The sequence below is a fragment of the Schlesneria sp. genome, assembly GCF_036405755.1.
GTDB classification, from domain to species: Bacteria; Planctomycetota; Planctomycetia; order Planctomycetales; family Planctomycetaceae; genus Schlesneria; species Schlesneria sphaerica.
Window position 1 is genome coordinate 1 of record NZ_DASWWZ010000258.1, and the last position, 14,000, is coordinate 14,000.

The following is a 14,000-nucleotide window of genomic DNA, read 5'->3' on the forward strand; positions in this document are numbered from 1 at the left end:
TGACACGGGTGGAATCGGAATCGTTGACGTCGGCGAGCTGTCCGAGGAAGTTGACACACAGATTCGGATTGCTCTCGAACAGGCCGATGTGATCATGTTCGTCGTTGAAGGCCCTGCCGGTATCACGGCGTTGGATCAGGAAGTCAGTCGCCGGCTCTGGAAAATCGACAAACCCAAACTGCTGGTCGTCAACAAATGCGATTCCCCCAAAGTGGATCGCGAAGTTGCCGAGTTCTATCAGGTTGCGGATGCACCGCTGATCACGATCAGCGTGAAAGGGAATCGTAACCAGGACGAACTGCTGCGAGCCGTTCTCAATATCCTTCCGCCTCCTGACAATCTGGAAGCGGAAGAAGGTGAATCGCTGGAAGAAGTTCCCGAGTTGAAACTCGCCATTGTCGGGCGGCGGAACGTCGGAAAAAGCACGTTCATCAACCAGTTGGCAGAAGACGATCGCGTCATCGTCAGTGAAATCGCCGGGACGACGCGCGACAGCATCGACGTCCGTTTTCAGATGGACGACAAATCGTTCATCGCGATCGACACCCCCGGGGTCCGCAAACGCAAAAGTCTCGCGAACAACGTGGAATGGTACGGACTGGCACGGGCGAAACGGAGTATTCGCCGCGCGAACGTTGTGTTGATGTTCTTCGACTGCATGGAAACGATTTCGAAGGTTGATAAGCAACTCGTCGGAGAAATCCATGACGAGCACAAGCCATGCATCTTCGTCATCAACAAGTGGGATCTCGCTCCAGAGTCGACCGGGACTTCGGAATGGGCCGAGTACTTGTTCAAGAACTTCATGCACATGCGGCACGTCCCCGTCTGCGTGATCACCGCGAAAGAGGGACGCAACGTCAAGAAGTTGATCAACCTCGCGCAGTCGATCTACAAGCAATCCCGATTCCGTACCAAAACGGGTGAGCTGAACAAGCTGATTCGGGCTGCAGTCAAGAACGCGCCACCGCCAACGCGAATGAACCGGACACCGCGAATTCTGTTCGCTACGCAGGTGGCAACCGAACCCCCAACGATCGTCATCAAGTGCAACGCCAAGGAACTGTTCGACGAGGACTATAAACGATACCTGCTGGGGGTTCTGCGAGAACGGCTTCCGTTCAAGGAAGTCCCGATCAAGCTTTACTTCCGCTCAAAGGCCGATGATCACACCAAGGGCGAGCGGGAAGAAGCAATCTCGTCGGCCATCGACCGTGGAATTGATCTGGATGAATTCGAAGACGAAATTCTGGGTGTCGATCTCGACGATGAATGATTACCACTCCTTGCCTTTCGCGATTTTGCCGAGCGAGGCATGACATCCCTTATGACGCCATAACGATCAACAAGCGTTTAACGGTCGTCGACCTGCTTTTCGGTCGTTCTGCTCTGATGAGGAAAGATGTCTGCCCGTCGGGAGATCCCGTTTTGATTTCCCCGGCCGACAGAAGAGGATTAGACTGTCGGGCGGGCCGCACTACTTCGCCAGGTGCCTTTCGCCTGATTCACAACCCAATTCACCCCCCGGTGAACTAAGGAATCGATAATGTTTCGCGTAACTCGAGAGATCGAATTCTGTTACGGCCATCGTCTGCTGAACTACGATGGAAAGTGCAAGCACCTCCACGGTCACAACGGCAAAGCAATTATTGTCCTGGAAAACGACGCGTTGGATGACAGAGGAATGCTCGTCGATTTCAGTGACATCAAGAAACATGTGGCGGGCTGGATCGACAAGAATCTCGACCACCGCATGATCCTCAACAGGAACGATCCGGTGGTTGATTATCTGCTCGCTCAAGGCGAACCACTCTATCTGATCGACAGCAACCCGACAGCAGAAAACATTGCTCGATTGATCTTTGATTTCGCTAAATCGCAGGACCTGCCCGTCGTCGAGGTTTCACTTTGGGAAACTTTTCAGTCTTACGCCACTTACCGTGGTTAATCTGCTGCCGGAACCGCGAGAAAGAAGTGGCGTCCTCCGTCACCCGCCGCCGCGCGGTCCGGGTGACAGCCTCACCTTCCAATCGATTGATGAACCTGAAACAGGACCTTCTGACATTGGCCGCCTGTCCTTTGACACATGGCGTTGATTGACCGGCAGGGGTCGGCGGTGGTGACAATCGTTACCTTCGTCAATTTCATTAGGGTCGTCCCCGAGACGTTCAAAATAGCGGCATTTCCGGAAACTCCACAGCAGTTTGCAGAAGTGGTCAGATCAGAGAGCGGATGCCGAAGCTATTGGGTGTGAATGCGAAATTCCAATTGAACTCTGTCAGTGGTACCGTATCCTTTAGTTCCTGAAAGCAAGGGAGTCTCGTTACTCGCCGAGAAAGCAGGGGCCGGGAGAGTCGGCGGGGACTTTGGAGGACACATGTTCTACCTCACGCACCGTTCACGCCGCTGGTTGCGAAACGAAAAACGGGCAACGATTGACGGTTTTCATTCCGGGGAGCGTCCACGCTGACGACAGAGTTCTAGCAAAGCGGCCGTCGGTGGAATGGCCGCGTTTGGAGCTGCGGAAATGGAAGACATACTGACGGGCTATAAAGTCAACGAACCGACATGGTTCTATTTGTCGTTACTGCTGATCATCGCGGTGTTCTTTAAATTCAGTCGGTTCTGGTCCATCCGAAACCTGGACTTGGCACTGCTGCTCTCTCTCGCGCCAGGGCTGCTGCTGGTGAAATCCAACTATGCCGGGTCAACGCTGGGCTACTGCTGGCTGTTTGCCGTGAGCGGCCTGTTGCTGATGCGACTGCTTTTTGACTGGACTCTTACCCGACGTCCACGAATGGAGCAAAACCTGAACCCCGCAGGGATGGCCTTTCTTTGTGCAGCGGCCCTGCTATTCCAAACGACCAAGATCATCACCGAACCTACCGACATCGGTGCAGTCCAAACCGCCAATCACGCAGTCGAATTGCTGAAGCGACAAGAGCCCTCAACGCTGTACAGCCCGGCCGATGCCGGAGACACGACTGGTCCTGCAAGCCGACTCCTGGCCACGTCTGTGGTCCCGTTCACCGGAGGAGCCGCCAAGGCAGTTGCACAGTCGATGGCCTTCCTTTCCCACTTGGCCGTCCTGTTGGGCTTGATTGCAGTCGGTCGCTGGCACTTCAGCGATACCAACTTGGGTCTGGCAATGGGAACGATGTATCTCCTGCTGCCCGTTACGGCCTTTGACGTCACCCGAGTGAACCACTTGCTGCCCGCGGCTTTGATCGTGTGGGCTGTTGCCGCGCACAATCGTCCTACGGTTGCGGGAGGGCTGCTTGGACTGGCCTGTGGGACCTTGTTTTTTCCAGTCTTTCTGTTGCCGATCTGGATGGCCTTCTACTGGGGACGCGGAGCGATGCGATTCGGAATGGCGCTCGTCCTGACCGGTGCGGTGCTGCTGGGAAGTCTGGTACTGACCTCAGCCGATTCTCACAGCTTCACCCGGCAGACGATTGGGTCGATCGACTGGAGTCTCCTGAAGTTTCAAGCGGATGAAGGTGTGGGGTTCTGGAGTCTCTATAACCCTGCTTACCGTATTCCCGTGTTCGCAACATTCACGGTGCTGCTCGCGACGTTGACTATCTGGCCCCATAAGAAAAATCTGGAAACGCTGCTCGCCAATTCCGCGGCCATCATTGTCGCCACGCAGTTCTGGTACCCGCATCAAGGCGGAATCTACGTCCTTTGGTATCTACCTCTCATGCTGATCGTCACATTCCGACCTCGACTCGCCAATCTGCCCGGCGATACGGCAACAGTCGATGCGCGTCTGACGATTCCGCATGGAGGAACTCATTACCGGCACGAACCCGTGTCGGGGCTTCCAAGGACGCCTATGTATCGCTAATCCCGTCCAAGGATGAATGTGTATGGGCCCGTGCACCGCGAAGCTTGATCTTCCGCTTCTGACGAAAGAACTCATTGAGCAATCGGCCCGAAAACGGACATACATCTTGCGAGCGCTCTTTGCGCTCCTTCTGTACGGGATGACAATCTGGATTTTTCAGCGTCAGCAGGGGGGATGGAACGGGCTGAACATTCTGGGAGAAGGTCGCAAAATTTTTATCTCACTGGGATTTCTCCAGTTTGTAGCGATCTACCTGTTTCTCCCCGCAATGACCTGTGGCGTACTGACTGCAGAAAAAGAACGAGATACGCTTGGTCTGCTTCTGCTGACCAGACTCGGCCCCTGGACCATCATTTTCGAGAAACTGTTCAGCAGATTGGTTCCGATCGCATCGTTCATGATGCTGTCATTGCCACTTCTGGGGATTGGCTACAGTCTGGGAGGTGTCGAAGCGACTGACATTGTCAAGTTGACGTGGGTTTTGGTAGCAACCGCGCTGCAGGTCGGAGCGTTCTCGATTCTCTGCTCGGCGTGGTTTCGTACGACGGCATCTTCGTTTCTGGCTGCCTATCTGCTTGGTGCGCTGTGTATTGCCGGATCGGCGGCTCTTTACGAGTCTCTCTACCGTCCGGCATTTGAGATGCTCACATTGCCCCTTCTTAGCGATGAAGCTCATACGTGGCTGTTCGAAAGAGGTTCGACCTTTCCAAGCGGGGTTGTCCTCGCATTTGGTCCGGCAATTGTGAACGGAAATGAACTGATAGCCGCCGAGGCAGGCCGGTTTCGGAACTTGAGACAGCAGACCGTGCTAGACTGTTTCGTCATGACGCTGCCCACGCTCGGGACAGCCGCTTTCAGCATCGCGTTCGCACGACTGGTCCTGTGGCGGCGGGCCTTCGTTCGAGCAAATAACCTGTTGCTGAAAACGTTTAAGGGGCTCGATCGATTCTTCGATAAGGCCAACAACAACCGTTTGACGAAAGGAGTGGTCCTGGTCCGGGAAACCGTCGGACTACCGTACTACGATCCGATCCGCTGGCGCGAAACATCAAAGCGATCGCTGGGGACCACCCGCTATCGGTTCAGAATGTTGATCCTGATTCAAGCTCCGATCACCTTCCTGCTACTGTGGCCCACCAATGATCATTCAATCTATTCCCGATTCGCTCCCGCATACATCGCCACTTGGATCCTTTGGATTGTCGCAGCCCTGGTGATCTCAATTCAGGCGACCGGACTGATTGGCTCGGAAAGATCTCATCAGTCGCTCGATGTTCTACTGACGACACCGCTCAAGAGCGAGGAAATCGTCAAGCAGAAATTCGCGGGAATCTGGCGCACAATTCAAATGCTGTGGATCCCATTCGCAACAGTTTACGCCTTTCAGCTCTGGTGGGAATCGTGGGTCCGAACTTCGATCTATCACCCCCGAGTCTCTTCCGAGACTGCGATTCTGTTTACAGCCATTCGGGCCATTCTCTCAGTCACGCTCTACCTGCCTACCATTGCCTGGTTTGGTTTCCACCAGGGGCTTCGCCGCCGCTCACAAACCCAGGCAATCCTGATCACAATGACCGTGATCAGCCTCGTCTGTACTCTCCCGCCCCTGATTGCGTGGGCGCTTTTCCCCGAGCCGGTACCTCCGTTCTGGGTCACCGCAATTCAGTTTATCAGCCCCGCTGTGGTTCTTTGCGATGTTCCCGACACACCCGGGCACTGGATTTTCCTTCTTTTGCATTTCCTGGGTGTTGGATTTCTGTACTTGTGGCTAGCCAACCGCAGCCTCGGTATCTTTGCCAAAAATGTCGGACGCAATGACGGCTCAGACTTCGACGAGATCGAAGCTGACGTTCCGTCTCCCTGGAGCGACAGCCCGTTACTCCGTCAGCGTCGCGAAAGAATCGGTACCCGGTTAGAAGATGATCTGAATTCTGCGGAAGTTCATTAAGGTAATGTATTGATGTTGAAAGAAAGTAATCAGGTTCGAGTTCTCGCCATTCACGCACACCCCGACGACATCGAACTCCAGTGTGCGGGAACTTTGATTCGCCTGAAGAATCTTGGCTGTCAGGTATCACTGGCGACGATGACGCCTGGGGATTGCGGAAGTGCCGAGCTGTCGGCGGAAGAGATCGCCGAAGTCAGGCGGAATGAGTCTTTTCGATCGGCACAGCTTCTCGGCGCGGACTATGCCTGCCTGGAATTCCGCGATCTGAGCATCGTCGTCGACAACGAAAGCCGACAGCGCGTGACTGAGGCGATTCGCAAGGCACGGCCCGACATCGTCATTACGGCCCCTCCGATCGATTACATGAGCGATCATGAGATGACCAGCCGCCTCGTGCGTGATGCGTGCTTCAACGCAAGCTGTCCCAACTACGTCACACACCAATGGGATCCGGCCACCCCTACCACGAAGATTCCGCACCTGTACTACGTGGATGCCATTCAAGGGATCGACTACTACGGCAATCCGCTTCCGACAGGTTTTATTGTCGACGTCTCCGAAACCATGGAGAAGAAGCTGGAAATGCTTGCTTGCCATGAAAGCCAGCGAATGTGGCTACGTCGTCAACACGGGCTGGACGAATATCTCGATGGATGCCGCCGCTGGTCGGCCGCGAGAGGGCAGGAAATCGGTGTGGCGTACGGCGAAGCGTTTACGCAGCACTGCGGACACCCCTATCCGCACGATAATCTCCTCCAGACGATTCTTGAGGGTGGGGCGCCCGCTGCACACGCACACTAATCGCGGCGGATCCTCATCCTGCGGACTTCGAAAGGGTGATCCTCTGCCTGGACTCCGATTAATCCTTCGCTGAGGAAGTCCGGCTTGGAATGCGCGATCAAGCTGCCGTTCATAAGCACACGAAGTTCGCCACTTCTGGAGACAACTTCGATCGCATTCCACTGGCCGACGGGGGCTCGGGAGCGCTGCCGAGCTTCGTCGTCATCCTCGACAGAGACTGGCTGAGCCCCTCCGTTTTCTTTCACGGTCGCGATCTGAGCGTGCTTACCTTGTACTTCCAGGCAGATCGGCCACAACTTGTGTGGGCCGGTGATGTAGACCAGGAAGCCCGTGTTCCCTTTGAATTTGCTGTCGTCGGTGAGTTTAGCCGGACGGGGAAAGCGGTATTCGAACCGCCAGGTGAAATCCTGATAAGTGTCTAGTGAATAGAGATATCCTCGAGGCTTTCCCGCACAAGAAAAACCCTCCTCACTGGCCCCCCATGTATCGGGCTCAGCGCCGAACTTGTCGAAATCGTCAAGAGTCAGCCGTCGGAAGTCAGACTCCAGTTCGAACTCTGGCTGAGTCTCCACGACAGGCTGCGCCGGGGTCACCACTTCAGGCGACTTGGCCACGTCTGAGGGGGGGCAATCTGTCGTTGTCACGGGTGCGGTCGCTGGCTTTTCAACCTGGCAGCCCAAACTGAGAGAGGCCACGAGCAGACTGGAGAATAATGTACCAAGCACCCGTTTGTTCAGCTCACGCAACACTTGCCCGCGTCGAGGTGAAAGAGTCAGGGCCGCGACAGAGTCGAGTGGCGACTCCATCGCGCAATCGTTTCTATGGTGTGGAATTGGAAATCTCCTTGAGTTTGCTACGAGCACGTTCGACGAATGCCTCAAGGCGTTTATCACCCTGATAGAGCAGGATAATCCCTTCATACACTTCTCGCGCTTCTTCTTGTCGGTCCTCGGGAAGACCATCGGCACGACTCAGTGCTCGTTCGACGAATTCCTGCTGGTCCGGAGTTTTCGTCTGCTTGGCAATTGCTGATCGGAGTCGCTCGATGGAATTCCGTACGGACTGAACATCGGGGTCCCCCTGAATAACCGCCTGAAGGGCGTCCAACTGAAGCAGAGCCGCGTGGGGATCACCACCTTTCCAGCGCCATCGCGCGGCCTGAACGATCCGTTCTGCCTCTGTTGCTCCAGTAAATTCCACCTCGGATGATTCTGTTGGCGACTTAGAATTCCATAGTAGCCAACAGACTCCGGCGACAATCATCGTCAGCAGCGTTAACAGGACCCAAGTGTTATTGAATACATGCCCCAGTAGGGAAGGCTCGTTTGCGATCTCCATTTTGACGATGTCTCTGACGAGTTCTCCGCCAATCGCAGCGTGCGCGTCGCCGGAATCCGATCGGGTCCTGTCAGTGGGTGAGACGACATCGTCAGAAATGTTCGCGTCGTATCGGGACAACACTTCCTGCAACTTTTTGGAAGTCACGAACGCGTCCGGAAGGCGTTTGTCAGGCTCCTTCTCGAGTAACTGGCAGACGAGATGGTCCAAGGTCGCAGGAATTTCGGGCACGTAATTTTTGGGTGGATCAAAGCGACCGAACCGCTGCTTCTGCATGATGTCCGTCGCATTCATTCCCACGAACGGGGGCTGGCCCACCAACATCGTGTAGATGACAGCTCCCAATGAATACAGGTCGCTGCGTTTATCTGTCCACGAACCCTTCACCTGTTCGGGTGACATGAACTCTGCGGTCCCGATTACCCCTCCGGTAGCAGTCAGACGTTCCGCAGCGAAGACCTGGGCGACACCAAAATCGGTAATCTTGACCTGCCCGTCCTTACTCAGCATCAGATTCGACGGCTTCAGATCACGGTGTACGACACCCGCATCATGGGCATGCTTCAGTCCAGCGCAAATTTGCCTGGCGATCTCAATCGTCTCTCTCCAGGGGATGCGTTTCTCTCGACGCAGTTTGGCCGTCAGAGTTTCCCCGTCCACATACTCCATCGCGTAGTAGTACGTGTCCCCGTCAGAGCCGCTGTCATAAAATTTCACAATGTTTCGGCAGTTGAGCTTTTCCATCGCTTCAATTTCGCGATTGAAGCGATAAATGAATCCTCCTTCCCGCGCGAGTGACGCGGGGAGTTCTTTCACGGCGACGTATTCCGTGGAATCCTTGTGTCGGGCGAGGTAGACGTTCCCCATCCCGCCGGCACCAATTCGCTTCTCAACCAGATAGGGGCCGATACGGTCTGGATGCATAAGTCCCGCCGGAATTAGAGTTCAAAGTCGCCAGAACGACAGCAGAATCCACGCGGTATGCCACCGTCATCAGAAACAGGCTCGATCTGAACCACTGATTCCTCTAACGAATCCGGCACGGAATCCGGGTGGGTTGATTTCGTAAGCCTCTCTTTATCGGCTCGGTCACCCAAATCGGGGTGAGTCGAAGGCATGAGAGACGATCGTCCTGTTCTTCCCGGAAAGTTCAGGCAAATCGAACTTTACCAGACCCAGGCAAGGGACCACGTCATCCGTGCTGTCGGAATCGATGGGAAGTCGACGTCATCTCCCACGCACCGTGTCTTCGCGACCACCTACTTTTGCAGGAGGACATTGACGCCCTTTTTGTTGGAAAGCACGACGTCGAGTCGACCATCACGATTGAAATCGACCATGGAGAACTGCGTTCCGACACCTGTGTCCCGACCCGCTTCAATTTCGTGCTTGACGAATCGGGGTGGCTGCCCCTTGGTCCGTTCGATCTCGAACCAGTACATCACGACCGGCTGAAACTCGCCGGGATCACTTCCCATATGAGCGAAGAATCGCTTTCCCGTGACGAGAGCGGGCTTGTTCTTCTCTACCAGATCGACAAGAGCCAACGCGTGGGTTTGCGAGAATGATTCGTCAATCAAGTGATACTTAAAGGGTTCTGAGGAATCCTTGCCGGGATTCTCGAACCACCAGATCCCGAAGGCATGAGCTGAACTGAGGATCAAATCATTGTCACCATCCAGGTCGAGGTCGATCACGTGGATGTTTGAAGCGGGCAGGGGAGCCCCCTGATTGTCTTTGGCCAGCGGGAGTGGATGGAACGTCCAGGTACCATCGCCGAGCTTCGCCGGTGCTTCCCACCATCCATGGGGGATGATGACATCGATCCGTCCGTCCGAATTGACGTCGCCAGTCCCCAACCCGTGGTAATATTTGAACGTGCCGTTCTCATGAGGTTCACCCGGTTCACTGATGGGGGTAAAGGCCCATTTTTCATCGCATTTTTCGGTCGCGGGAATCGTGAGATACCCCATCTGACGTTCTGGTTGTGATCCCAGAATCAGTTCGGGCTTGCCATCGTTGTTTAAGTCAGTGAACAGAACGGTCTCATTACAGGCACTGTGCCAGATCTCGTGAGCCTTCCAGTCCCCCTCTTTATTTTTGGGGTTTTCGTACCAGTAGAATGGGTCCCCGGGGTAGCCGACAGCAATGATGTCATCCCAACCATCACCATTCAGGTCGTAGGTAAAACTGGCAAAGCAGTTCGAGTAGCCTTTCGTGCCGTCATATGCCTCGGTTGGCTGTCCCTGCTGATTGAGCGGCTGCCGATACCGTGACCGCTTCCAATCGGGCGCGGCATACCAAACGTCGCCAGCGGCAACATCGAGTTTTCCGTCCTTGTTGAAGTCCCCCACGGTGACTCCTTCAGATCGAAATGTCGCATCCAGTTCGATTCGTTCAAACCTCGGCTCGCCCGCACTCAGGATTCCCGGCAGCAGTCCCAGCACAGATGCGACAGACAACACGCGTAGCAGCATGAACGAAGGCTCCTCAGCAGCGATGAATCAACAGATCAATATCCCCTGGTCGAAAATCTCAACTTAACCTGCCAGTGTCACGTCGCTGAATTGGTTCGTCAACCAAATGGATCCAAAACGCTCAATTGCTCATCGCAACCGGGTCCAATCCATGGTGGTGAAATTCCCCAAGGATTGCCTCACGATGGGGGGAGTTACTGCCGGATGTCGGCAAAGGGAGTATTACAGAAAAGCAAGCCACGTTTAGTGCACACTCGTCCAGAATAAACCCTATTTGGCTTTCACGCGCTTCACGGCCTTCTTAACTCCTTTCCTGGGTGAAACGGAATCATCGATGATTTCCTTCAACTCCAGTGCCTCGCTTTTGGAGATAGGACGGAGCGTCACCAGTTGCTGAACTAGGGGAAGGATACTGCCACTGCCAACAGTATCGACCAGTAGTTGCAACATTCCGGCCCCGGCCGCATTAGGGTCTAGTAAAGCTTCGTAGCGCATAGGTCGAGACTTCGACCGTACGGCAACCCCTTTGTCTACAAGGCGGTTAAGCTGCGTCTGAATCGTGGTGTAGCCGACATTCCCAGGCTGTTCACGGTAAGCCTCGGAAAGTTTGAGAGGTCCTAATCGCCAGAGGACGGCCATTAAGCGCAGTTCTCCCACTGACAGTTTTGCTGTTTGCTTCTTCTTCGCCATATCTGCCTCGGTGTCAATGACGCTCGCGAGCGGGTACCGGTCAGAACGACCAATAACAGGATTGATGTGATAGAGTCCTGCAAACAAGAGTACACCGAAGCCGAGGGGACCGAAACTGTCCGCTACTCAATTGATAAGACAGAATGGCCTCACAGGTATAACCCAATAAATGGGACTTGACGCAGGGCGGGTAAATCCTTAACGGGCTCTCATGCACCGCGTGACACTCTGGACCAGTCCGTTTCTTCCCGTCGCTAACTAACTCTGGGCGGTGACATCGCATTCACCCGGCATTTTTTTCCCGCAGCACTTCTTCAAAGAGCTGAACGACTTGCCGGGCATTATCTTCAACTTTCAAGCGGGAGGCGACCTGCCAGCAGGCATCGCTCATCGCCACCCGAACATTGGAGGGAAGCGCGAAGAAATGGTCGATTTGTTCAGTCAGTTCCTGAACAGACCATGCATCCGGGATCACGTATCCATTGCGACCCTCCTGGATGATGTCGGCCCCCCCAGCCGTTGCCGTTGTAATTACAGGAGTCCCGCAAGCCATGGCTTCGAGGTTCACATTCGGGAAAGGCTCATATACCGTCGGCAGGACGAACAAATCGCCGGCTCCATAGAATCGCGCGATCGAACTTTGCCTCCCCGCGAAGTAGACCCGTTGTTCGATGCCCAACGACCGCGCAATACGGCGGTAGCCCGCTATGTCGCCCGCCCCCAGCACAGCCAGCCGGATGTCGCGATTTTTGGCGTTTGCCAGAGCTGCCAAGAGAGAGTCGAGCCCCTTTCTGCGGAAATCCATCGAAGCGAAGATGATCAGCGGGGTGTCGTCCTGCTGGACGTCGGCACCCGTTTCTCCGGTGTCGTTCCCCGCCTGACCAGGAGCCGCCGAATGAAACTGTCCGAAGAGCTCACTGCGAACGGCATCCCGTTCGGCTCGAACACCCGGGTGAAAGACGCTCGTATCCACGCCGTTGACGATATGGCGAATTCGGGACTCATCAACGCCAAAGTACTGCGTCAGCAGGCGAGCGTCGAGTTTTGATTGAACAATCACCCGACGAACCCCCGTCGGTCCATACAATTTTCGTTCCAGTTCGAAGATCGCGCGATGTCGCGGGTTCAGTTGCTGAAACCACTGCGAAACAGGATTGCGGTACCAGACCTTCACCCAATGCGTCTGCATGGGGTCAGTTAAACGAAAGGTATCGAGACCTTCGACGCGTGACAGCCCGTGAACAATGTCGAAGGGGCGGGATCGGACAAATTTGGCACAGTTTGCCGAGAACGACAGGTTTCGAGTCCACGAAGTCATTCGATCGACGTGAATCGGCACGAATTCCACTTCATTGCGGAGTTCATCATCAATTCCTTCACCGATGACTGTGACCTGATGTCCAAGTTTTTGCAGCCCCCGAAAGAGATTGACGCAGTACCGTTCAGCTCCCGCCTTTTTCAGCGAGCAGAAACGGCGGATCAGAGCAATATGCATAGAACGTCTCGATGTGAATTGAGTTGGCCCCAGACGTTCAGATCGGGATTGCTGACAAGGGTGGGAGCTTCCGGACAAAACTGAACAGGTGCGATTCTCTGGCAAGTGCGTCGGCCGTCTTTCTCCGCTTCCAGCGAATCACGACCTGCCGACGTCGCTGACACTGAGTTTACTTTTACGGATGTCCCTATGCGACCTTGGGAAGGGATGAGCGCCGCTGAAGTTGACGCTGCACTGCAGCATACACACTGTCCACGCTCAGATCCCGCAGACAGCGGTGGTGCTTCAATGGGCATTCTCGCTGCTGACAGGGTCCGCAATCAAGTTTCAATTGCAGGTGCTCTGCCAGCTCATACCGCGTTTCGCTCCACTCGATATGCGTTGGTCCGAACAAAGTAATGACGGGCGTGCCAAACGGAGCCGCGAAGTGACGCGGCCCGGAATCCGTTGTGACCAGTAACTGGGCCGAGCGAATCGCCGCTTTGGTCAACCCGATGCTGGGTGGAGTATCAGCCAGACTCAGCACCGACGGATGTCGCGCCTGTTCCGCAATCCAGCGCGCGTCATCCCGTTCTGCAGGTCCACAGGCAATCAGGACCGAACGGTTAAGCTCTGTCGCGATGCGACGTGCCAACTCGGCAAAGTATTCTCGGGGCCAGTTCTTTGCGGCACCGAATGCTCCACCGGTATTCAGACATACGTAGTTGGCAGGACTCTGATTTGTGATCTGTTTCCATTCCTGGTTCTCCGTGACCCACCGTCCCGACCAGAACTCGTCCAGTCGTGCCTGGTCCTCGGGAGAAACCGCCAGTTCCGTCTTCGTTCCCAGCGAACGACACCCCATTCGATCGGCCAGACGCAGATACTCGTCCATCACCGGATGAGGCGTCGATTTCGATTTGGGAACAACTCGATCCGTCAGCAACCAGCTCCGCAAATCACGCGCAAATCCCACACGCCGCCGGGCACCAGACAACCAGGCGAGCACGCCGCTGCGGAAGGAATTTGGCAGAAGGACAACCGTGTCGCATCGCTCCGCACGCAGGCGGCGAATAAAACTGATATCCCGCTGCGACGAATCCTTGCCGCGGGGATTATAGAACAGCTCACGATCGATCAGTCCCGTCCCCGCAAGGACATCAGCGACATAAGGACGCATCACACCGACGATCTCTGCCGACGAAAATTCGTTCCGAATCGCGCGGAGAGCGGGCGTCGCCATCACGACGTCGCCAATCCAGTTGGGGAGGAAGATTGCAAGCTTCATGGGATTTAGAGCCATTGAGCTGAGTTTTGCCTCACGCTGCACGTCGTTCAGCGGGTTGAGGCAACGGAATCGAAATTGCCTCGGTCTGGACGGCCCGTAACCGCCTTACGATCTCAGTGGTCGAAACCCCCGGG

The 14,000-nt window shown here is 55.2% G+C and carries 11 protein-coding genes; 5 read left to right on the forward strand and 6 right to left on the reverse strand.

What is annotated here, in order from left to right:
* From der to VGE80_RS09065, 5 genes are all read left to right on the forward strand, one after another.
* The coding region (gene der / locus VGE80_RS09045; RefSeq protein WP_440592424.1) for a ribosome biogenesis GTPase Der at window positions 1–1,276 on the forward strand (1,276 nt) is incomplete at its 5' end.
* Between the two features lie 270 nt (window positions 1,277–1,546).
* Window positions 1,547–1,948 (forward strand): 6-pyruvoyl trahydropterin synthase family protein, encoded by a 402-nt coding sequence (locus tag VGE80_RS09050; RefSeq protein ID WP_397569728.1) that lies wholly within the window; start codon window positions 1,547–1,549, stop codon window positions 1,946–1,948.
* Between the two features lie 579 nt (window positions 1,949–2,527).
* On the forward strand, window positions 2,528–3,850 hold the full coding sequence (locus VGE80_RS09055) for a hypothetical protein (RefSeq protein ID WP_440592425.1): 1,323 nt from the start codon (window positions 2,528–2,530) through the stop codon (window positions 3,848–3,850).
* 22 nt (window positions 3,851–3,872) lie between these two features.
* Window positions 3,873–5,798, forward strand: coding sequence for a hypothetical protein (locus tag VGE80_RS09060; protein ID WP_440592426.1), 1,926 nt, complete (start codon window positions 3,873–3,875; stop codon window positions 5,796–5,798).
* 12 nt (window positions 5,799–5,810) lie between these two features.
* Window positions 5,811–6,599, forward strand: a complete 789-nt coding sequence (locus VGE80_RS09065; protein ID WP_373652460.1) for a PIG-L deacetylase family protein — start codon at window positions 5,811–5,813, stop codon at window positions 6,597–6,599.
* On the opposite strand, the gene VGE80_RS09070 is transcribed toward VGE80_RS09065, so the two are convergent.
* The 6 genes from VGE80_RS09070 to waaF all read right to left on the reverse strand — a co-directional run bounded on the left by VGE80_RS09070 (window position 6,596) and on the right by waaF (window position 13,866).
* Window positions 6,596–7,405 carry a 3-keto-disaccharide hydrolase gene (locus VGE80_RS09070; protein WP_373652461.1) on the reverse strand — a complete coding sequence of 270 codons (810 nt, stop codon included), beginning with the start codon at window positions 7,403–7,405 and terminating at the stop codon, window positions 6,596–6,598. The genes VGE80_RS09065 and VGE80_RS09070 overlap by 4 nt on opposite strands.
* A gap of 13 nt (window positions 7,406–7,418) precedes the next feature.
* Window positions 7,419–8,861, reverse strand: coding sequence for a serine/threonine protein kinase (locus VGE80_RS09075; protein WP_373652462.1), 1,443 nt, complete (start codon window positions 8,859–8,861; stop codon window positions 7,419–7,421).
* A gap of 335 nt (window positions 8,862–9,196) precedes the next feature.
* The gene (locus tag VGE80_RS09080) at window positions 9,197–10,414 is read right to left on the reverse strand and encodes an FG-GAP repeat domain-containing protein (protein WP_440592427.1); all 1,218 of its coding nucleotides are present in this window, start codon (window positions 10,412–10,414) and stop codon (window positions 9,197–9,199) included.
* Between the two features lie 270 nt (window positions 10,415–10,684).
* Window positions 10,685–11,104 (reverse strand): BlaI/MecI/CopY family transcriptional regulator, encoded by a 420-nt coding sequence (locus VGE80_RS09085; protein ID WP_373652464.1) that lies wholly within the window; start codon window positions 11,102–11,104, stop codon window positions 10,685–10,687.
* Between the two features lie 283 nt (window positions 11,105–11,387).
* Window positions 11,388–12,599 (reverse strand): glycosyltransferase family 4 protein, encoded by a 1,212-nt coding sequence (locus VGE80_RS09090; RefSeq protein ID WP_440592428.1) that lies wholly within the window; start codon window positions 12,597–12,599, stop codon window positions 11,388–11,390.
* 187 nt (window positions 12,600–12,786) lie between these two features.
* Window positions 12,787–13,866 (reverse strand): lipopolysaccharide heptosyltransferase II, encoded by a 1,080-nt coding sequence (gene waaF, locus VGE80_RS09095; protein ID WP_440592429.1) that lies wholly within the window; start codon window positions 13,864–13,866, stop codon window positions 12,787–12,789.
* Between the last annotated feature and the right edge of the window lie 134 nt (window positions 13,867–14,000).